The sequence below is a fragment of the Vibrio iocasae genome (genome assembly GCF_042245395.1).
Lineage (GTDB): Bacteria > Pseudomonadota > Gammaproteobacteria > Enterobacterales > Vibrionaceae > Vibrio > Vibrio iocasae.
Genome location: NZ_CP145311.1, coordinates 2,390,145 through 2,410,775 on the forward strand (window position 1 = coordinate 2,390,145; position 20,631 = coordinate 2,410,775).

The following is a 20,631-nucleotide window of genomic DNA, read 5'->3' on the forward strand; positions in this document are numbered from 1 at the left end:
CGCTATGTCAGGCAGTATCTTATTTGCGCTGATACTGATTTGCCTTTTTATTGTTAAGGTGCAAGTATTCACCAGTTCAATAAATAGATATATGGAAATAACAAATGCGAATACTACTGCTCGCGCTCACTGTGTTTATCGTTATCGGATGTAGCGATAATAGCTCAGTGGATAATGTTCCTATCAGTGACTCAATGGGTAAGAAAGCCTACTCGTTTGAGAACTCTGTGAAGATGCTAAACGATGGCAAATACACCATTGTGATTGCTATGTCTGGCGGAGGAACAAGAGCAGCAGCATTGTCATACGGGGTATTACAAGCTTTACAAAAGCAAGCTCACCCTTTGTTACAGCAAAGCAATTTACTCAACGAAGTGGACGTTATGAGTGCTGTATCAGGAGGAAGTTTCACAGCCGCATACTACGGTTTGTATGGTGATCGTATCTTTTCAGACTATGAAGAGAGATTTCTTTACCATGATGTCGGAGGAGATTTAACAACCCGTTTTTTTAATCCGTTGTCATGGTTTTCGAATCAAGGGTTAACTGAAAAAGCCATCGGTTATTATCAGAAACAACTATTCGGAGATGCTACCTTTGCAGATTTTCAGCGAGAAGGCAGTCCACTGATCATCTTGAACGCCTCCGATCTTGGCAATGGTGTCCGCTTTTCATTCCTTCAGGAGTATTTTGACTTCGTATGCTCTGACCTACTAGATTATCCCGTCGCTAACGCTGTTACTGCGTCCTCTGCTGTTCCGGTATTATTCAGTCCTGTTGTACTAAAAAACTACGATACTTGTGAGATTGATGATAGTTTCCTGATGCGTGATTTAGACGCGCTACCTCCAATCACACGCGATACGCTAAAAGGATTGTCCAGCTACGGAAAAAAAGACAAGCGCAGATATATTCATTTAGTAGACGGCGGAATTACAGACAACCTAGGACTACTATCACTTTATGATATCGCTGACTTAGGTAATGGACGCATGGAGTTCTTAGAACAGACAAAAGAACAGATCCTTCCTCATTATGTGATTATTTCCATCGACGCTTCTGCTAAGCCAGAAACCGATCTTGAAAGCTCACCCGTTCCACCTGGGATTTCAGAAACAATTTCAGCTATGACAGACGTACAGCTTCATCGATTCAATGCAACGACATACGGGCTAATTGAAAAATGGCGAGAAGACTACACAGCCATGACGTCAAAGATGATGGGCGCAAGTGTAGAGACGTATCTCATCAACATTAACCTTTCAGAACTTGCCATTGATAACGAAGATAAACACCGCTTCTTAAACGATATCCCAACCAGCTTTTCCTTAGAGAAAGAACAAGTGGATGCGCTGATTAAAGAAGGAAGCTCTCAATTGCAAAACCACCCGGACTACATAAGGTTTTTAAGCAACATATCTGAACAAGCTGAGTTTCATCCAAAAAAAGAAATTCACTAAAACATAAAGCTATTCCTTGTTTTTTTAGAAAGCCGGACAGCTTTTAACTTGAATCTATTAACCCAAAAGTCGGTGCCAGTTAACACGTATTTTTGTATCCAATTTACGTAGATTTGTGCACTGACTACCCACCTTTTTCTGACTAATATTTCCCCGAACCAACGAACAGTTAAGTATCGTTTTCCATAAAAAAGGGTGAATCAGTCATGGATACAATCCACTACTCAAACATCTCGGATTTCAACAAGGCGTTGGGCTTGCGAGATCCTGAGTATCTGCCCCGCTACCCTCTTGGAATCAACATAATTTACACCGCAAGAATAACAGTCCAAGTGGACACCCTATCAAAGAGGTAACGTATGAATACGCAAAGAATAACTTTTAAATCATTTGGCGTAGATTTAGTTGGTGACTTATATCTTCCAAATGATTTTGATGAAAACAAAAAATACAAAGCTATTGTTAGTGCTAGTCCATTTCCTCAAGTAAAGGAGCAAATTCCAGCAACTTATGGACCTGAAATGGCAAAAAGAGGATTCGTGTTCTTGGGGTTTGATTATCTGGGAATGGGAGATTCTCCAGCGCTACCAGGTGAGTTCAAAAAATCCAGATACATGTTTAGATTGATCGAGAATACTTGGGATGCCGTTTCATACCTGGGAACACTTCCTTTTGTAGAAGAAATATACGGATTAGGGGTATGTCAGGGTGGGTCAATTATTGCTTCAGCAGCTGTCACTGACCATAGAATTAAGAAAATTGCTATGGTTTCAGGAATGATGGCAGCAGACGCTTTCCAATGGACAAATAAAGAAATGGCGCACCAAGTAATTGCTGCAGCTAACGCATCTGCGCAAAAAATGTATGAGACAGGTGAGCCTGATTATGTCACGCCTTTCGGCCTGAACGATGAGCAATCAAAAGAAGAATTTGTTGGCGCAGCAGATTACCCAGAGATGGCTGAAGAAACGTATAGCTATTATGGAAGAGATGGATTCAGAGGTCCGAAAGCGGTTAAGAACTTCTCCAATACGCATATTGGGGATCAGCCGATGCAATCTCTCTTCTCTATTTGTGAGCACTATGCAGATAAAATTGTGCAGCCATCTTTAGTTATCTACAGTAAAACTGCAATGACCGCTGTTTGCTCAACGGCATTTATTGAGAAGCTGACAAATAAAAATGAAGAACTCGCGTTAGAAGAATTTAGTCATGTCGATTTCTATTACAAGCCAGATGTGGTAAAAGTCGCAACTGATGCAGCCGCAGAGTTCTTCAATAAGTAATCTTTTATAACGAACCTAAGAGTTTTGATTTTAAGGAGTCAAAACTCTTCTTAATACTTAATTCCAATCAGAAAAATGGTTAACCAAATAGTCTATTGCTAACCGTGCACGCAATGGCAAAAATCGTTGATTCTGATATACGATCCAACTACTGCTACCTTTGCCCCAGAACTCTTGCAATATCGGAATAAGAGAACCAGAGTCTAAACCTTTCGCCAGACTACTTCTGGGCATATAAGCGATTCCCAACCCTTGTTCGCACGCTGAGACAACAGCATTTGAATTATTACTTCTCCAACGACCGTGGACACGAGTGCTGATAGAATTTCCACCGTTTTCGAAGAGCCAGTGATCATTATTGGCAACAATACAGCTATGTTGTTTAAGTTGGCTTGGGTGGGTCGGTTCACCACAACGCGTTAAGTAATCCAGGCTGGCTACGGCTGCCATAGGCCGATCAACAAGCTTTCTTGCGACCAACCCCGAATCTTTTAACGCTCCGTAACGAATAGCAAAGTCGATACCATCTTCTATAAAGTTAACCATACGAGAGTTAAAATCCATCTCTATGGTAAGTTCGGGATACAATTTCGCAAACGCCATTAAAGCGGGAGCGACATGTTCTTCGGCGAATGCACCAGCCGCACTGACACGTAATGTGCCGCTTAGAGTAACTTGTTGAGTACTCAGCCCCTCGTTTGCTTGTTGCAGCCCAGCCACCAACTCTCTGCACTGTTGATAGTAGAGCTGACCAGCATCTGTTAAGTTTACCAGCCGGGTTGAGCGGGCTAACAAGGCCACACCTAATCGTTCTTCTAATCTGGACACCTGACGGCTAACGTGACTGGTACTGCATCCCAACTGTTTAGACGCAGCAGAAAAACCATGACTTTCTGCCACAGCCACAAACTCAATGATCCCATCGAAACTGTTCATAAATCCCATCTTTGCTAATTAGCAATAATGTTTTACCAATTTACCGTATTATCAGCTATATAGTTTTGAATTAGTATCTTTTTCGAAGTCAAACATTCAAGGAAACCACGATGAAAAAGATCCTAATCCCTGTAACAAACCACGCAACATTGGGCGAAACTGATCAGGCAAACGGCACTTACTCTCCAGAGATCACGCATGTAATCCATGAGATCAAAGAAGCGGGGTTTGACTATGAAATCGCCTCAATTGAAGGTGGAAAAGCACCGCTTTATGGTACTGATATAGAAGGTGATGAGGTTAACAACACGGTGCTAACTGGCGATGACTTTCAAAATCGCATCAAGAACACTATTCCTGTGTCTCAAATTAATATTGATGAGTATGACGCGGTATTCTATCCAGGAGGTTTTGGACTTCTATCTGACCTTGCAGCAAACGCGAGCTTCGCTAAGTTAGCGGCAAAGCATTATGAAGAAGGTGGTGTTATAGCGGCCGTATGTCACGGTCCAGCAGCATTACTTCCAATTACATTAAGTAGCGGTGAAAGTTTACTTGCTTCTAAGTCAGTGACGGGATTTACACGTGAGGAAGAGATCGACTTTGGAACAATTAATGACATTCCTTTCCTATTAGAAGAATCACTGGCAAGAAAGGCAGCTCGTTTTAACAAAGTACAACCTTGGCAAGAGCTGGTTATTGTTGATGACAGGGTAGTTACAGGTCAGAACCCTACAAGTGCCCATGGTGTTGGCAAAGCGCTCGTTACTTTGTTGTCATAAACAGAAGAAGCAATCCGCGGAATAAGCTAAGTGCTTATATTATATTGTTTTCTAAAAAGGGTTTGCTAAAAAGAAGGCGGTCAGGGGAGTTAAGTATGACCGCCGAAAAAGGCAGCGCCCGTGCTCTTCACTTGAGCGCTATACCAACTGCGTATTGCTACTAAGTTTCTGAGAGAAAAAGTTCAATAGTACTGGCGTGTGCGCGAGGCTCGGTTGCCCCGGCAAGTAAAAAGCTGGCCCCTAGTTGCTTAAGCTTTTTCTGATAAGCCTTGTCGACGTCATGAAGAATGTCGCCCATATCTTCCGGAGCCCGAGCTTCGATATTCACGATAGTTTTATCTAGCTTAATTTGCCCCTGTGGTGAACCAAGTAGAAAAGCGCTATGCCAGGATGGTTCGCTATATGTGTATCGACGACAAAAAACCCGGCTACCGACAGTGACAAACAGAATCGTGATAAAGCGATGAGTAAAACCAGCCCGCACTTCATGTACAAATGATTCCTCAACAAGCTTGGCCATGAGTCTTTGAGTGGTCGGGTGCGGTTTAGGCTTACGCATAGCGACTCGTATTGGTTTAACTGCTTGTGTAACGACCAACTTCGGTGTTTCAACCATCAGGTTAAGGATATTCAGGTTTTTCATAGGAAGTATCTCAATAAGTTACCAAGGAAATGGCCCTGACGAGCCATTCACAATACAGAAAACGTAACGACCGCTTAATTTAAAGTAAGCGATGGTTGCGTCTATCACCTGGTCGACATATTGATCTTTATCGTACAAATCAACATGGCCAGCCCCTTTAATGGATACGCGCTTTTTCGGGCCTTTTTTCGCCCAATGGAACAACCATGAGAATACTTTAGTCGTGGCTTTTGAACCGTAGATGGTTACCGTCGGTGTAGTGAGAAAACGAGCTATCGCACGCGCACTGTGTCTTGCATTGTCTTCCACAAAAAACTCAGGTGTTTTATGTGTGTAGGTCGGATAAGTCTCCGCTCCTGCGCGCGCTGTCATGTAATAATCGTAACCTTGGCGTTGGTCTTCTATCTTGGAGTTTTTAGCTGTGCCATCGTCCATGCCCAGAGCATCAAACGGGATAGCTTTACCGGATTCGTAGAATTCTTGACGAACCACATTCGCTTTTTCAAACATCGCCTCGGCTTTCTTTTTACCATTGGCCGTAAAATGCACCATGGTGTTGACCAACATACCTGCGACGAGTGAGATTTTCTTAAGACGCTTGTCAGTAAGCGCGGCATAAGCCATGTGGGAACCACCAGCACAGATGCCGACGCCAAACAGACGCTCACGGTCAACAAAGCTTTGCATACTCAAAAAGCTAACCGCGTCATGAATACCTTCAATCTTAGAGGGTGCATATTCATAATTTCGGATCTGACCTTCACTTTCACCGTACCCTTGGTGATCAAAGCTCAATGCAATGTACCCTTGCTTAGCAAACTTGCGTCCATAGACCGCACAAGTTTGCTCCTTTACTTGGTTGAATGCACCTGTCAGCACAATGGTTGGATAGGTTTTAGATGGATCAAAGCCTTCAGGAACAAACAACAATCCTGCCAGAGTTAAGTCTCCTCCCATGGTCCTCGATATAAAGCTAACTTTGTTCTCACCTGGAGAAAGGTTTTCTATTTTCTGTGCACAGTTTGTGTTCATTACATACACCTCAAAAGCTGTTCTATTTGGTTACTGTCAAAGCTCACTCTCGTTTCGCTTTGACAGACACATAATAAAAAACACACTTGGGTGAATCACTGCACAAATCTGCGTAATTTGGATACAAATTTACGATACTGCTTTTTAACTCAAGAGCTTTAGAGGATAAAAATACTTTGAGTAACCAGAAAAATGGTCAGTGACCTGTAAGCAACTTACATTAACAGAGGTATGGGCACTCTAACTATCATATCAGTGCAATTAATCCCCCCTTGCATCTTTAAAACATCACACTGCAAAACATCGCTTTCTAAAACATTTTTGGACATTTTCGAGTCACGACCACAGGCTTGTTTCTACCCTTAGGATAAGTTTTAGTACTGTAAAATGCAGTACTACGCCCTTTCCTGAGATACCGCACGTCAACGAAAATGGACAAAATGCTTCACTTTTTTACAGTTCTAGTCCAGCTTTTGGTGGGCATAATTATGCAGAACAAAAGAGTGATTCGCTCAGAAAAAGATATGCAATGAAAAGAATAACGCATTTTTACTTCCATGTTAGTACTATTTCCCAACGATATTTTTGAGTTAATAAATACCGAATGATGTCATTTACTTTTCTATCCTTTTTCCAGCTGAAATAAATCCTTTAATATAGTCAATTTGCTGGTAACCGCCAATCTCTTCAACCATCTAGTCAGGCAATACAGCGACTCCTCGGCCTGCAGCTACAAGTTGAAGAATGAAGCTTTTTGTTTCAACCTTGTATATCGACGTGGTTCTCACCGAGATGGAGCTAAAAAACGTGAGAATATATCTTTCCTTTAGCGCAATCACTGCCTTCCCTCAATTCAACCCGGCTCTTTTACACTCTTTCTCTGGAGACTTAGGAAAGGAGAAACTGCACTAATATCGAATGGGGAGTTCGAATCAAACACATTATTGCTACTAAGTCCGTGTCCATAAGATGAAAGAGACTAACGATGAAACAAGCAATTATCAGCGCATCTATTCTTGGTGCTATTAGCTTCTGCAGTTTTGCTGATGAAAGTCAGGAGATTCAAGATATGTCTGATCCGCTCGCAGTTTACACTCAGGTTGGAGCGGGGATCACCGACCTAGGTATTAACTTGAAGATTGGTCAAACATTCGATACAGGTGTCGAAACCACCATGGGTATGAATGTGTTCGAAATCAAAGGTGCCATGGGGGATACCTTAGGTTTTAGAGAACGAGCAACAGACAGTATCGATTATCTGCGTTTTCGTCGCTTTAACGTTGATCTGACTAACGGCTTAGGTGGTCAGCTGGATGTTAATTATAACTTTGATAATGAAGCAGGTAGCCTGTCTTATAGCGTAATTCAAGCTTTGCCAGCATTGGGCGCTTTGCAGCTATACCCACTTGCAGGATTAGGTGCGGCTTTTGGAAACAATGTTGAAGGAGACAATGGTGAAGTCATCAGCGGATATACTGTTCCTGGTACATTCAGCGTTGTCGGTGCGTACACCAAATTTACAGTGACTGATAAAATCTGGCTTAACTATAACCCAATGTGGATGAGCACGATTTCAGGTTCTGATACCTATAAGGCTCAGGGCTTTAGTGGTCACTCATCCATCTTTGCACATGAAGTTGCCGCGTCATACCAGATTAATCCCAGATTTAATGTTCGTTATTTTAGTAACTGGTCTGAATACACCAGTTTCAGAGATGGTGAACACCGTATCGAGTTTAACTACCAAATCTAGTGACTCGTTGTGTGTTCTAATCGTAAGTAAATTAAAGCCCGCTAATGCGGGTTTTATTGTACTTATCAGGTATCGTAATGAAGAGCGCTAGGTTAACAGCAGCGTATTAATTAGCAATCTATACCTCAGTCATAGGGGGATCTAGCTCTATAGGTAAAGTGTTCGTCCTCATGACTGATATTAAAGCCCAAATTTTCATAGAATCTACCAATGGTCTCACTCTTCAAATGTAATAGCTTAACGGGCAATCCCTCATTGTCCGCTTGTTGGAGTCGTTCACGTAGCACCTGATGACCTATTCCCTGTCCCTGTGATTTCTTTTGGATATAAAACCTGCCAAAGTAGAAGTGGTCATGGTGCTTTTCAAACAGATAGCACCCAATTGGTCTCATGTGCCGTTCGACAATCATCGGCCTGGCCTCCTTCCATTCTTGCATGTGGATCTTATGTTGAAGTGACTCATCCCAGCCGAATGTTTGTTCAATCGCGCTTCTCATCGTGGAGACTTTTAATTGATACAAGAAATCAAAATCGCTTTCGGTTGCGGCTCGATAAGTCAGGGGCATTGATCGGTTTTCGTATTGATTTTTGAGCATTGAATCTTTCTACTCGTTGACTGCAGACAACAAAAAGATCCCCGCAAATGAAAATGCGGGGATTGCTATAAGTGGCAAGGTAGCTAAAACACTATTCTCTCGTTGGTACGTAATCGACTGGCGCACCTAGAGGAATAAATGGTTCTTCCTGAGCTGATTTTTGGAAGTCGGTCAAGATCTTGGCAACGTGCGCCATCACCCATGAGTGGATGTGAGGGTAGTTGTAAGCCTTCTCTTCTTTTGGGTCTACATCCAGATTAATGACGTGTGGTGTCGCGAGCCGCTGCGGTGCTTCGTGCATGTTCATCTGTTTAACAAATGCAACTTTAAAGTTTTGCCATTTAACACCGTAAATGGTTTCTCCCATCCAGTATGGGAATCCCTCGCGGAACGACTTCTCTGAACGGCCTTCAAAGAACTCACGCTGATCAATGCCATCTATGATTCGATCCGTAGGGACTTCTGCACCCGCCCATTTTAGTAGGGTTGGGAAAATATCCACGATATGAACGATTTCATTACTTTCTAACCCGGCAGGAACCACTCCTGGATACTGCATTAAGAACGGCGTTCTCAGATTACCTTCAGAACCAGAGAAATAAGATCCGGTAAAGCGGCCAGCATCACCGCGCCATGGCTCCATGTATTCAGGGCCATTTTCACCTGCGAAGATAATGATGGTTTTATCGGTTTGCCCCAGATCTTCAACCATCTGAACCAGCTTTTCTACATCATGGTCAAGTTGTAACAATGCGTCTGCATTGTCTCCACGGCCAGATTTACCTTTAAACTCATCACGAGGGATCACTGGCATATGCATGAGAGTATGGTTGAAGTATAAGAAGAAGGGTTTTTCATCTTCTACCGCTTGAGTCATAAAGCGTTGGCTGCGCTCCAGAAACTCTAGGTCCAGATCAACTTTCACATCAACGGTTAACTGGTTTAGGCGCGTTGGCTCTTTTTGTCCTTTGACTGACTCATACATGTACGAGACTGGATCACGCTCTGGGTCATACCAGGGATCATCCGCCCAAAAAGCTTCTTCATACGAGTGTTTTGGACCATACCATTCATCGAAACCATGATCGGTTGGGTAACGTCCTTCAGATGCTCCAATGTGCCATTTACCCTGAATCGACGTAGCATATCCAGCATCAGAGAGGAGCTCACCCATCGTCTTTTCCCACTGCACTAGCCCGCCGTCACTGCCGGCAAGTGCCACCGTGTGGTTGCCAGAACGAATAGAGTATCGGCCTGTCATTAGTGCAGAACGTGATGGTGTGCACTGGGACTCTGGCGCAAAGTTCCATAGTTTCACACCATTCTCACCAATCTGATCGATATTTGGTGTCATGGCCCCACGTGTTAAACCGCCATCGTAACTGCTTAGATCGCCAAAACCTAAGTTATCGATATTTACATAAACGATGTTTGGTTGAGATTGAGGGGCATTGATAGAGGCTGAAGAGGTCGCCGCTTTAACACCAAACGAAGCCGACGTCGTTAAAACGGTTGCCAGGACACTGAGTTTTAACCCTGTGCCAGTGATAGTAAAGTTATTCATTATGAACCTTTGAGATAGAGCTTGGTTATATAAAGACCTTCCTGCTTGCTACAACCAGAACTCAGCTTTGAAATTCCAAATCAAAGCCGACATATCAAATCTAACGCTAGAAATTGATAGAGGGTGTCTGTGCTGCTACAGGTTGAATCTATCAAGGTCGAAATGAACCTGAGGAAAGAGGGACTTTCGAGTTGGGAAAGTTACTCGTTGAATACTGTCTTGACGAGTTCGATGAGATAAAGGTTCAATAAGCTCGCTCGCTTCGCAAGGCTTGCGCTCACAGCAAACTTCACATCCATCTCTACACTGCTTGGTGCAGGAATGTACTTATAATCGTTACCCAACATTCGCTTAGGTAAAACATTCGCTATTCGGTTTGTTTGCATTAGGGATAGTGCAAATGAGGCTACCTCAGTTTCATATTGATAGTCATGCTGTATGCCTGAGCCTTGTATGTACTCAATATACTGCTTGCGATAGTCACTCCAGCCATGGCTTTTCAGGCGCACAAATGGCCAGGCTTTTACCTCATCCCATGTGACATTCTCATGATGAGAACTTGCTATGCAGACAACCAACTGATCATCTAGGATTGTTTTCTGATAGATATCGACGGGGCGCTCATCATTCCAAAGGTTAATCGCAATATCTAGCTCATTATCAATAAGTTGCTTGGGGGTGTTTTCTTCCCAAAGCTCGAGCTGTATTGGTGCATTGGGTAAGTCTGTGGCGAGTCGGTTATATAGCTTTAGCCCCAATACCTCGATAAAGAAAGGAGGCATAGCGATACGAACTGGTTTGTCATAGGTTGATGGGTCAAACGTAGACGGTTGAACGAGACTATCCAGCGTACGAATAGATTTAATAACAGAGGGTAAGATTGCCAAAGTGAATGCTGTTGGCTGTAACCCAGCAGACGTTCTTTCAAAGAGTGGGTCAGAGAATGCTTCTCTAAGCTTGCCTAGCTGTTTACTCACAGCACTTTCTGAGAGCCCTAATTTCACACCAGCCAGCTTTAAGTTTCGTCTTTCACTAATAGCAATTAGCGCTCTTAACAAGTTGAGATCGATCATGATTAAACCCTCGAAAACCGATTACCTTAACGACTTTAACTTAATCTTCGCTCAAGATTAACTTTCCCTCAAGGAAAGTTTAAGGCTCTACCCTATGCACTAATCTAAAGGATCATCACTATTGCAGGGCAGCGGTTTAGTACTGGAGAAGTCATGTCGAAAATCACCCCTACCATCAATAGCTGCCGTGTGATGGCAAAACCTTCGAGTAGTGTTTGCAATCTTGACTGTGAGTATTGCTTTTACCTTGAAAAAGAGAACCTTTACCCAGAGCGAAAAGCAAACTGGAAGATGTCCGAAGAGACACTTAAGGCATACATAAAGCAGCAAATAAATGCTCAGTTCAACGGTGAGGTGACGTTCTCATGGCAAGGAGGCGAACCGACACTACTTGGCATTGAGTTCTATCGAAAAGCGATTGAACTGCAACAACATTACGGTTCTCACCTCACGATACACAATACATTTCAGACAAATGGCATTTTAATCAATGAAGATTGGTGCAATTTTTTCAAAAAACACAATTTTCTAGTTGGGTTATCAGTCGACGGCCCGGCTGGATGTCATGATAAATATCGATTAAGCCGTTCAGGCAAGCCAACTCACAACAAAGTGAACCGTGCTTTGCAACTTCTACAGAAGCATAAGGTTGAGTTCAATGTTCTTACCGTAGTTAATGCAGAAAACGCTAAGCATCCGGAAGCGGTATATGAGTACTTAGTTTCATCGGGAGTTAAGCACATTCAGTTTATTCCTTTGGTTGAGCAACGCGGAAATGAAGTGACCAAGGAAGGGTTAACTTTAATTCACCCTGAGCTCGATATGGGATATCGCGTCACCGATTGGTCTGTGTCCGCTAAGCAATATGGCGAATTTTTAAAAGGTGTATTTGATATCTGGGTAAAACGCGATGTTGGCAGAGTGTTCGTCAACATGTTTGAAAGTACTTTCTCAGCATGGTGTGGAGAAGCCCCCGGGTTATGCGTTCTATCTCCGACTTGTGGTCACAACTTCGCCCTTGAGTCGAATGGCGATATGTACAGCTGCGATCATTACGTATATCCAGAGTTCAAGCTAGGCAACATTCATCAGCAAACCATTCTTGAGATGAACAATAGTGAGAAAGCTATCCAATTTGGAATGGTTAAAAGAGATCAACTCACTGAGCAATGCAAAAGCTGCATATATCGATCTGCCTGCAATGGTGGTTGCCCAAAGCATCGCTTTATCAGTTCAAGCCAAGGGCAGCCTCAACATAACTACTTCTGTGAAGGGTACATACTGTTTTTTCAACATGTCACTCCCTATATGAATGTCATGAAGGACCTTCTGCTAAAGGGAATCGCTCCGAGCCAGGTTATGATGCTTTTACACCAAAGCGTACTCGCATCTCGTCGTAACCTAACAACCGGAAGAAATGACGCTTGCCAGTGCGGCAGTGGTAAAAAATACAAAAGGTGTTGCATGTGATTGATGTAATGATGATATTTTTACATGAGTACATATTATGAAACTTTAGTTCCCTTTCACAAAAGTGTAGGAGATTAAAAAAGTTTCATGCTGAGCATTAAAGTATCTTACTAAAATAGTAGCTAGCGAATAGTGCCACTGAAATCACCATATTTTTCTCATCGCTGCTATTAGCGGAGCAGTGAAAGGAATCTCTGATTTCCACGCATGAACAATTCTTTAACCCAGAGATATTTACCTGCATTTTTATGCTAATTTGAACTGAAAACGTATTTAGTTAGCTTTACGAACCACTTGAAACGACCTGATTTCTACCTTCAGATTTGGCTTTGTAAAGGGATTGATCTGCTCGTCTTAATGTATCATCTAAATCATGGTTTATATCGAAATTCGCGACACCAAAACTTGCAGTCAATGTGACTCTGCCTTTTTCTGTATCTAGCTCTATATTTTCTATGTTTTGCCGCATTCTCTCTGCAACATTAGCCGCATCTTTAAGGTCAGTTCGTGGTAGCAGTATAACGAACTCTTCCCCACCGAATCTGGCTAAGATATCTTCTTCTCGAATTACTTCTGCTACAGTGTCAGCAGTTTTTTTTATCACTAGGTCTCCGATGTCATGACCATACTTATCATTGATTTTCTTAAAGAAGTCTATGTCCATAATGACCATGCTAAGTGAGGAATTTGTTCTCCTGTACGTGCTAATCTCTTTCAAAGCAAATTCACTAAAAGCACGCCGATTAAACTTACCTGTTAATGGGTCTGTTGTTGCCTCAATCTCTAGCTGTAGACACGTATCAAGCAAGTTGCTAGTTATTAAAAATATTCCTAATGCGGCAATGAATGCGGGAGCAACAACAAATACGCTAGTAGTAATATCGATATCAAAATCGGCAAAATCAAAACTCCCAATAAGTGAAGTGATAGTCACTATTTGAAACAACGACCAAGTAGATAGTGTGGCGAGCATGCCGTAGTCGCCTAGATTTAACTCCTTTTTCTTGACCAATAGCCACGATGAAGCTGCATGGGTCACAAGTGAGTAGATATATCCAGCTAGGATGCTGTACTCTTGCGAAATCTGATCTATCAAAAAATAAACAATTGCCGCTCCAAAAATATAGTTTTTCTTTGGAACTAACTGGCAATGCCAAGCAATACCCACCACTAATGCAGCTTGTCCTACAGCAAGCGCCACATCACCCAAAGTTTCGAACAATACATACTCAAAAGTAATGAATGAAATAATTGAAACGTAAAATGACACCGAACTGACAAAATAGACACGAAAAGCAAGCCGAGAACGTCTGTCATTTCTCTTTTCAGGTAGCAGAAAAGCCACAGTAGCCATTGTTAGGGCCACAAAGAGAGAGGTAAAGAAATAGGCTAGGCCAGAACTCATACAGCTATACTCTATCGACTAAAAGGTACAGGTTCAAAATCTCGAAATCATTATCAAGCCAGAATCTAAAAAGGTCTTTAACCATCTTTGATAGGGGACACTGAAGAAATGCGCCAATTGAATCCTGATATTCTTGCTATTAATTGAATTATAAACTATTTCAGGATATTTGCTTTGATGAACTATAAAGCAATAGCCGTTTCGAACAAAGTCACTAACTTGTTATGCAATAAGTCGACATAGAGTGAACAAGGCAGCGTAGTTGACGGATGAACGAAATTATCCAATAGTGAGCATGACCTTCTCCTCGCCAGGCATTTAGAAAATCTAGGGCAAATTTTGACAGGATTTATCGGTCTAAAATCTCGCCGACATGGAATGGGGCAAAATGTATGGTACGCCCCAGTTTTGCAAGTAGATAACTTAAAATAACTGAGCTGGTTTGCGCCAATGTATTCAGAGTCTATATGGACTTTTATTCATTAGTCCCGCTCTACGATGAGATCCGCGCCAGATTGTCCTCATAAGCGTGAAAGCACTACTTAAGTTGCTGTTTTGCCCCTCAGGTCTTCAATCTGGTGGTCTGACCGTCTTGTCATCTTTCATTATCATTTGCAAACTTGGTTTAAATTCTTACTTCAAACGGTTTTCGTGTTGCCATAACTGACCATGATATTCGGGCCAATTTATTAGCCTGTGCCACAACAGCTACATTAAACGGTTTCCTGCGTTTCATTTCAGTTAACCAAGGGCCAAAGTACCGCTCTACCGAGGAATCTCGCCATAGAATTGACCTCGCCGCGTGAATGAACAGCTCTCGCAGTTCTTTGTTTCCACGCTTTGATATACCAAGCATTCGAGGCTTACCCCCTGTTGAATACTGATAAGGTACTAAACCAACCCACGCAGCAAAGTTTCTTCCATTTGAAAAGTCTTGTGGATCACTTACCGCCGACAAGCAGCAAGAAGCCGTCATAGGTCCTATGCCTGGAACACTCTGCAATAAACCCATGAGTTCATTCCCTTCGTTAAGCTGTTCAAGTTTCTTCTCTTGCTCTTTTATCCATTGGTTTAAGAGATTGTAATAATCTAGTTGCTGTCTTAATTCCATAATCAATAGTGGTGGTACAGGCTCTTTTTTATCTGCCAACCACTGAAAAAGCCCTTTCATGTAATGATGGCCACGGGGAAAGCTGATACCAAATTCAAGAAGCATAGAGCCTATTCGATTCATACAAGCAGTTCGTTCTTTAATATAACCAGACCGAATCCTACGGATTGCTATAGCTACCTGTGCTTGCTCACTCTTTGGCGAAACAAACCTCATCTTAGGTCGCATAGCTGCTTCTGCTATTGCATCAGCATCAATGAAGTCGTTTTTGTTCGTTTTGACGTAAGGCTTTACATATTGTGCAGGGAGCAGTTTAACGTGATGACCATATTCCTGACATTTTCGAGCAAACCAATGGCACCCACCGCATGACTCCATTGCTACGATGACTGGTTCATGAACTGAAAGTAGCTGAAGTGTTTTCTGTCTGGATAGTTTTTTGCGAAAAGTCTCCCGGCCCGAAAAATCGTGGCCGACAAGATGAAAAACATGTTTTGCTAAGTCGATGCCGATAATGTGTGTGTTGAGCATGATGGTCACCTTTTCCCTTTCCTCAATACTATCGAGTGTAGTGGAATGAAGGGGCGTACCATCTAATTAGCATTTTAAGCGCTTATCTTGTTTTACATGTCTCGCATGAGTTTTTGCATACAATAAAGCTGCGTCGTAGATCTAGGATGCAAGTTAACATTCAAAAGTGCATGGCTGATATCGAAACAGCTACTTTCCGTAATACTTAAGAGTCAAATAAAGCATTTTTAGTACCGTTGTTTAGTACCAAACGAAAAGAACACACTATTTTTAGAGTTAATTCTTTGATTTGAAAGGTATCAGATAGCAAAAAGCCGCTAATAAAAGCGGCTTTTCTAATGGGTGGAAGCCCCAGCCACATCCCGGCACACAAGTCGTCCACCCTGGCTGCTTCCTTCCGGACCTGACCAATTAAACGGAGTATTGTTGCGAGAGGACCAGAGCCTCCATAGATTCTGTTTCAAAGGCCTTCGGCCAGTGAGTGCGAAGGATTATCTGTCATCCAAAACATCAATGCAAGCTATTCAGCTCCCGATTCTTTAGATTAGGGTTTAAATGCTTAATATTTGCTCTGGTTGGGTAGGTCTAAAAAAGAATCACAGGTCTCCTCTTAGTCGATACGCTCAATCCTCTGAGTATCTGTAACCTGTTCCTCGTACAGACTGAACCAGTTTTGACTTCTCTTTTAGCTTTTTTCGAAGAGACAATATGATGGTATCGACAACATTGCTTGAGCCTTCATATTGAATACCCCAAACCTGTCTTAACAACTCCTTGCGCGTCACAGCGCCTCCCTTTCGCTGAATCAACCAATCTAGAGTGCCAAATTCTAACGGAGTTAGATCAACACGCTGCTCACTAATGCACAGTTGTCTGGCCTCTTTATCAAACCAATCGGGTGAAGAAACATTCTCCGTATCTCGACTCACTTCATTCAACAAACGTTTGGAGATCCAACCATCTACCGAACCTTCTCCCATATCAAGAACAGCAGAGTAGTATTTGCGACCGTCAATATCGATATCCTGTTCAATAACCTGAAAACCAAGTTCTGAAGCAACAGCAGCATAAGGTTGCAGGTCCGTCAATGTGAGATACACGTATCTCAGCTCTGGCCTCATTTCAAGGTAAATACGCTTTATATCAAGCCAGCAACTCGCTTGTATCCCGCTAAGGCTTTCACCTTCATTGAAAGACATCCATCGACGAATGAAAATTCTACTGTTTGGTTTACTTTGACAGTCGAGACTGTGCTTATTCCACAAATCGGTCATCGGGTCCTGAGCCAATAAGCGGGAAGAAACGGCATCAGGGTTAATCAGACAATAGAACCCTTGCACCAAGTCGCTGTTGTCTTTCACAACATGAAACACATTACTATGTCTTTCCCACCAACGATGATAGATATCAACACAAGATGCTGGCTCATGCTGCTGAACGATATCCAATATAGCTTCTTGGTTCTCTTCATTTGCTGGCTCGACACTATACTCTCTGAAATCATCTGGCGGGAAAAATGCATTTCTGATCACGTTATTGTCTACCAGATAGAGGATGTCTGAGGTATAGCGCCATAACTGGCTAGACGTAACACTTTTCATCTCATTCAACAACACTTCACTCGCCCGATGACGATATTCGCAATACCGATCAGGGGCTCTCGCTTTCAGGTTGGAAGACAATACATTTTTAAGCACGTCATGCAGAGATAAACCGTCTTGTCGCAGCTCGATAAAATCAATTTCGGCAAGTTGTTCATAGAGATTTGAAGCCTCTGACTGGCCTATGTTAAGCATGGATGATAAAAGAGATTCACTTATCCGCCTCACTATTGAGGTTGCTTCAAGCGCTCTCCGTAGATCCGGACTTTGAACATCTTCAAGAAAGTAATTAACCAGAGTCAGAATCACATCATTAGGTGGCGTTTCAGCCAGGCTACGTTCTGGTTGCTCATGAATAGCATGGCTTGCCAACTTCAGAGCCAACGGATGACCATTAGCAAATTGATTAATTCCCATCGCGACAGCCTGAGTATGTTTTTGCAACTTAAGGTAATCCACCGATGCCTGAAAGCTCAGACTGTTCAACTTAAAGCAGCGGTAGTTCATCTCTAACGGTGGATTTATTACCCACTGATGATCTGGATGTAGTCGACCCGAGAACAGATACCTCACACACCCTCTCATTTCAGGGATAAATACTCTTCGTAACCAAGACTCAATGAGGTTAATTGATTCAAACTGATCCAATACCAGTATAGATCCAGACTCAAACCCAGAACGTATGCTGCCTAAGTTACTGTCATCACTTTTGAGTAGCACTTGCAGCTCTTCGCAAAACGCTTTAGGAGTCGGTTCAACCAACTGACAATCTATCTTGATACATTTTTGTTGGTGTAACTTCACAAATCGATTTATCAGAGAACTTTTTCCAATACCCGCAATGCCATACAAAGCGACGATATCCGCTTCTTGAGCAATCAATTGTTGTTCAAGAAAATCGAGCTCTACTTTTCTGGTGATATCGATGATCGAATCCACACGCTGTTTCCAGAGTCCCTACCTGATACTCATAATAGTAGAGCTCATCATTCTCACATTGAAATCTCATTAAATTCTCATCAATAAAACTATCAATAGAGACTAACTTTACTAATGTAATAACAAGTATGCGGAGGACATATGTCTCTAATACGAACACCTGTAATAATCACCGCTCTATGCGCTGTTGGATTATTTTCATATACCGAGCACGGAGTGGCTGGAGAAGAAGAAATACACAGAGCTGAAAGTGCGGCTCATTCCGATCTGAGCTCTAAAGCGACCATTATCGATACTGACGGGAACGTCTTGAGAAAAGGCAACTCACATTGGCACTGCGTACCGGGAATACCAGTCATTCCGGGAGATAAGCATCCCATGTGTAACGATTCTGTCTGGGTTGAACTTCTTCAGGCTGCTGCAGAAGGAAAACCATTTAAAGCCGATAAATTAGGTATCTCTTACATGATGCAAGGCGATGCTTATGTCAGTAATTCGAACCCGGCAGCAACAGACCCGAATAATGGTGATGTTTGGGTTAAAGAAGGGCCACATTTGATGATTATTGTCCCGCATGAACTATTGGAAGGGATAAGTGATGATCCATTCAATGGTGGACCATATGTGATGTGGAAAGGCACACCGTATGCGCACATTATGGTTCCGATCGGCAACAAGTAAATTCACTCTATACAACAGAGGATGAAATGATGAGTGACTCTCTATATGAAAGACTTGGTGGTTCCGAAACCATCACACAGATATCCAGTGATATTGTAGACCTGCATCTGGATAACCCAGTTGTCGCGACTCGATTTGCAAACTCAGATACCACCAGACTCAAGAAAACAGTATCCGAATTTTTTATTACCGGTACTGGAGGACCAAATCTGTACACTGGCCCCGATATGCGTACAGTCCACAAAGGAATGAACATTTCTGCTGTTGAATTTATTGCTGTTCTGGATGATGCTTTGGCCGCCATGCAAAAAAACAATATCGGTCAGAGAGAGCAAGAAGAAGTACTGTTTGTGCTCTATAGTATGCGTTCAGAAGTCATCTTAGTTTAAGTGCTCCATAGGTGGAGGCACTATCCTCCACCTTAAACACCTTTAGTCGCTAATCTAGGGACTCCATATTCAAAAAATAGTCCGTCATCCATGCAGTTCCAAACATAAAGATCCAGGCGATTAAAACCTGACTCGGCATCTCCACATCTGGGAACAACAACAGTGCAGAGAAACCAACGGTCGGGAGTGCCCAGCAAAGAAGTTTCCCCCAATCAAGCTCTTCAAGGTTTTTTAACGACTCAGAAACCGAAATAATACCAGTCACTGAAAGCGCAATAAGCGCGGCCTGTTCTAACCCTGCTATCCACATTGGAAGAATAAACAGAAGCGAGCCCCAGCTATGTGCTTTTGAAGAATGCCAGTTAAAGGTGACATACCATATCAGCGCAACGGAAAGAAGTTGAATCAGTGTGGCGCTGGTACTTCCCCCTAAACTGCCGTTACCCTGAGCCATAACAATTCCGGAGTACATAGCCAGAACACACAAGCCAAGTACGCCACGAACGAAATTGTTACTCTTGGGTTCAAATGCCACCAGCAACATTGGGAACAAAATCCAGGAACTAATAGAGAGAGCTAAGGGTTGATGAGATAATGTCAGGCCGTATATGCTCATTGCGATGAGAAGCAAGACGCCATTAATTCCACTTTGAGGGTAAATCCACAAAGCTGGAATCAACAAAGCGATCATCGGAACTTCGCCTTGCGCCATATTTAGTGAGTATGTACAAACAACTGTAAGAGCTAAGATCGTTAAGAACCGGATAACTGACATTACCATTAAATACCTCCGTCAAAACTTATTTCCGGGAAATACCTATATATTAATAATATGCCAGTTATTGAAGATAAGTAGGATTTTGCCTCACTTGTTGTCAAATTTTACTGATATTCAGACAAAGCTCCCTAAATTGAAATTTATCGGCTCAAGCTGCTCAACTCTTATTTCACTCATTGCGTTAACTACCATCCACTAAATATACTAGTGAAATCAAAAATGAATATATGATGTTATGGATAATTTTTTACCTCAGATATATGCGGTTATCTACCAGATTCCTTTCGGAAAAGTGACGACTTATGGCGAAATTGCCAAGCGCGCCGGCTACCCCGGATACGCGAGACACGTTGGCAAGGCGCTAGGAAACTTACCAGAAGGTTCTAAGCTTCCCTGGCACCGGGTTATCAATAGCAAAGGTGAGATATCACTTACCGGAGATTCTTTCATTCGCCAAAAAACGCTACTGGAATCAGAAGGTATTGGTGTTAATGCAAAAGGAAAAGTAAGCCTTAGACTTTATCGTTGGGTGGAGTAAAAAGTAATCAGAAGCAGAGACAGCACTAAAAGTTGTCTCTGCAAATAGTGATTCAGAAATGAA

Annotated in this window: 18 protein-coding genes and 1 other RNA gene; 8 read left to right on the top strand and 11 right to left on the bottom strand. The window is 42.5% G+C overall.

The genetic code is table 11. The annotated features are described in order from the left end of the window. Positions 1-104: 104 nt before the first annotated feature. Together SNR28_RS20560 and SNR28_RS20565 are read left to right on the top strand one after the other, a co-directional pair. Entirely contained in the window at positions 105-1,460 is a 1,356-nt protein-coding gene (locus tag SNR28_RS20560) for a patatin-like phospholipase family protein (RefSeq protein ID WP_375750525.1), read from the top strand. Positions 1,461-1,819: 359 nt separating this feature from the next. Continuing rightward, on the top strand, positions 1,820-2,746 hold the full coding sequence (locus SNR28_RS20565; protein WP_375750526.1) for an alpha/beta hydrolase: 927 nt from the start codon (positions 1,820-1,822) through the stop codon (positions 2,744-2,746). A gap of 57 nt (positions 2,747-2,803) precedes the next feature. On the opposite strand, the gene SNR28_RS20570 is transcribed toward SNR28_RS20565, so the two are convergent. Then, positions 2,804-3,682, bottom strand: a complete 879-nt coding sequence (locus SNR28_RS20570; protein WP_375750527.1) for a LysR family transcriptional regulator — start codon at positions 3,680-3,682, stop codon at positions 2,804-2,806. Between the two features lie 110 nt (positions 3,683-3,792). Between SNR28_RS20570 and SNR28_RS20575 the strand changes: the two genes are divergently transcribed. Beyond that, the gene (locus SNR28_RS20575) at positions 3,793-4,464 is read left to right on the top strand and encodes a type 1 glutamine amidotransferase domain-containing protein (protein WP_375750528.1); all 672 of its coding nucleotides are present in this window, start codon (positions 3,793-3,795) and stop codon (positions 4,462-4,464) included. 160 nt (positions 4,465-4,624) lie between these two features. On the opposite strand, the gene SNR28_RS20580 is transcribed toward SNR28_RS20575, so the two are convergent. Then, complete coding sequence (locus SNR28_RS20580) at positions 4,625-5,107, bottom strand: DUF2255 family protein (protein WP_375750529.1); 483 nt, start codon at positions 5,105-5,107, stop codon at positions 4,625-4,627. Between the two features lie 18 nt (positions 5,108-5,125). After that, positions 5,126-6,139, bottom strand: coding sequence for an alpha/beta hydrolase (locus SNR28_RS20585; protein ID WP_375750531.1), 1,014 nt, complete (start codon positions 6,137-6,139; stop codon positions 5,126-5,128). A 985-nt stretch (positions 6,140-7,124) separates the two neighbouring features. Here SNR28_RS20585 and SNR28_RS20590 point away from each other — a divergent pair. Further along, positions 7,125-7,892: a hypothetical protein gene (locus SNR28_RS20590; RefSeq protein ID WP_375750532.1), complete on the top strand. Its 768-nt coding sequence runs from the start codon at positions 7,125-7,127 to the stop codon at positions 7,890-7,892. Positions 7,893-8,017: 125 nt separating this feature from the next. On the opposite strand, the gene SNR28_RS20595 is transcribed toward SNR28_RS20590, so the two are convergent. From SNR28_RS20595 to SNR28_RS20605, 3 genes are all read right to left on the bottom strand, one after another. Then, positions 8,018-8,488: a GNAT family N-acetyltransferase gene (locus SNR28_RS20595; protein ID WP_375750533.1), complete on the bottom strand. Its 471-nt coding sequence runs from the start codon at positions 8,486-8,488 to the stop codon at positions 8,018-8,020. A 91-nt stretch (positions 8,489-8,579) separates the two neighbouring features. Next, entirely contained in the window at positions 8,580-10,052 is a 1,473-nt protein-coding gene (locus SNR28_RS20600) for a sulfatase-like hydrolase/transferase (RefSeq protein WP_375750534.1), read from the bottom strand. Positions 10,053-10,252: 200 nt separating this feature from the next. Continuing rightward, positions 10,253-11,125: a LysR family transcriptional regulator gene (locus tag SNR28_RS20605; protein WP_375750535.1), complete on the bottom strand. Its 873-nt coding sequence runs from the start codon at positions 11,123-11,125 to the stop codon at positions 10,253-10,255. A 153-nt stretch (positions 11,126-11,278) separates the two neighbouring features. Between SNR28_RS20605 and SNR28_RS20610 the strand changes: the two genes are divergently transcribed. Beyond that, entirely contained in the window at positions 11,279-12,595 is a 1,317-nt protein-coding gene (locus tag SNR28_RS20610; protein WP_375750536.1) for an anaerobic sulfatase maturase, read from the top strand. Positions 12,596-12,878: 283 nt separating this feature from the next. Here the strand turns inward: SNR28_RS20610 and SNR28_RS20615 are convergent, their stop codons facing one another. The 4 genes from SNR28_RS20615 to SNR28_RS20630 form a co-directional block, all read right to left on the bottom strand. Then, positions 12,879-14,000 carry a GGDEF domain-containing protein gene (locus SNR28_RS20615; RefSeq protein ID WP_375750537.1) on the bottom strand — a complete coding sequence of 374 codons (1,122 nt, stop codon included), beginning with the start codon at positions 13,998-14,000 and terminating at the stop codon, positions 12,879-12,881. Positions 14,001-14,625: 625 nt separating this feature from the next. Then, a complete protein-coding gene (locus SNR28_RS20620) occupies positions 14,626-15,642 on the bottom strand; it encodes an IS110 family transposase (protein ID WP_375750538.1) in 1,017 nt (338 codons plus the stop codon). A 346-nt stretch (positions 15,643-15,988) separates the two neighbouring features. Beyond that, positions 15,989-16,085: signal recognition particle sRNA small type (gene ffs / locus SNR28_RS20625), an RNA gene on the bottom strand. 180 nt (positions 16,086-16,265) lie between these two features. Continuing rightward, positions 16,266-18,182, bottom strand: coding sequence for a winged helix-turn-helix domain-containing protein (locus tag SNR28_RS20630; protein ID WP_375750539.1), 1,917 nt, complete (start codon positions 18,180-18,182; stop codon positions 16,266-16,268). 141 nt (positions 18,183-18,323) lie between these two features. On the opposite strand from SNR28_RS20630, the gene SNR28_RS20635 reads away from it, so the two are divergent. Continuing rightward, on the top strand, positions 18,324-18,863 hold the full coding sequence (locus tag SNR28_RS20635) for a hypothetical protein (protein WP_375750540.1): 540 nt from the start codon (positions 18,324-18,326) through the stop codon (positions 18,861-18,863). Between the two features lie 26 nt (positions 18,864-18,889). Further along, positions 18,890-19,252, top strand: a complete 363-nt coding sequence (locus SNR28_RS20640; protein ID WP_375750541.1) for a group 1 truncated hemoglobin — start codon at positions 18,890-18,892, stop codon at positions 19,250-19,252. Positions 19,253-19,301: 49 nt separating this feature from the next. Here the strand turns inward: SNR28_RS20640 and SNR28_RS20645 are convergent, their stop codons facing one another. Further along, the gene (locus SNR28_RS20645; RefSeq protein ID WP_375750543.1) at positions 19,302-20,033 is read right to left on the bottom strand and encodes a hypothetical protein; all 732 of its coding nucleotides are present in this window, start codon (positions 20,031-20,033) and stop codon (positions 19,302-19,304) included. 232 nt (positions 20,034-20,265) lie between these two features. Between SNR28_RS20645 and SNR28_RS20650 the strand changes: the two genes are divergently transcribed. Continuing rightward, entirely contained in the window at positions 20,266-20,568 is a 303-nt protein-coding gene (locus SNR28_RS20650) for an MGMT family protein (protein ID WP_375750544.1), read from the top strand. Positions 20,569-20,631 lie beyond the last annotated feature (63 nt).

Coding starts and splice junctions, on each gene's coding strand:
- SNR28_RS20560 (WP_375750525.1), top strand. CDS start 105: ATGCGAATACTACTGCTCGCGCTCACTGTGTTTATCGTTATCGGATGT.
- SNR28_RS20565 (WP_375750526.1), top strand. CDS start 1,820: ATGAATACGCAAAGAATAACTTTTAAATCATTTGGCGTAGATTTAGTT.
- SNR28_RS20570 (WP_375750527.1), bottom strand. CDS start 3,682: ATGAACAGTTTCGATGGGATCATTGAGTTTGTGGCTGTGGCAGAAAGT.
- SNR28_RS20575 (WP_375750528.1), top strand. CDS start 3,793: ATGAAAAAGATCCTAATCCCTGTAACAAACCACGCAACATTGGGCGAA.
- SNR28_RS20580 (WP_375750529.1), bottom strand. CDS start 5,107: ATGAAAAACCTGAATATCCTTAACCTGATGGTTGAAACACCGAAGTTG.
- SNR28_RS20585 (WP_375750531.1), bottom strand. CDS start 6,139: ATGAACACAAACTGTGCACAGAAAATAGAAAACCTTTCTCCAGGTGAG.
- SNR28_RS20590 (WP_375750532.1), top strand. CDS start 7,125: ATGAAACAAGCAATTATCAGCGCATCTATTCTTGGTGCTATTAGCTTC.
- SNR28_RS20595 (WP_375750533.1), bottom strand. CDS start 8,488: ATGCTCAAAAATCAATACGAAAACCGATCAATGCCCCTGACTTATCGA.
- SNR28_RS20600 (WP_375750534.1), bottom strand. CDS start 10,052: ATGAATAACTTTACTATCACTGGCACAGGGTTAAAACTCAGTGTCCTG.
- SNR28_RS20605 (WP_375750535.1), bottom strand. CDS start 11,125: ATGATCGATCTCAACTTGTTAAGAGCGCTAATTGCTATTAGTGAAAGA.
- SNR28_RS20610 (WP_375750536.1), top strand. CDS start 11,279: ATGTCGAAAATCACCCCTACCATCAATAGCTGCCGTGTGATGGCAAAA.
- SNR28_RS20615 (WP_375750537.1), bottom strand. CDS start 14,000: ATGAGTTCTGGCCTAGCCTATTTCTTTACCTCTCTCTTTGTGGCCCTA.
- SNR28_RS20620 (WP_375750538.1), bottom strand. CDS start 15,642: ATGCTCAACACACACATTATCGGCATCGACTTAGCAAAACATGTTTTT.
- SNR28_RS20635 (WP_375750540.1), top strand. CDS start 18,324: ATGTCTCTAATACGAACACCTGTAATAATCACCGCTCTATGCGCTGTT.
- SNR28_RS20640 (WP_375750541.1), top strand. CDS start 18,890: ATGATGAGTGACTCTCTATATGAAAGACTTGGTGGTTCCGAAACCATC.
- SNR28_RS20645 (WP_375750543.1), bottom strand. CDS start 20,033: ATGGTAATGTCAGTTATCCGGTTCTTAACGATCTTAGCTCTTACAGTT.
- SNR28_RS20650 (WP_375750544.1), top strand. CDS start 20,266: ATGGATAATTTTTTACCTCAGATATATGCGGTTATCTACCAGATTCCT.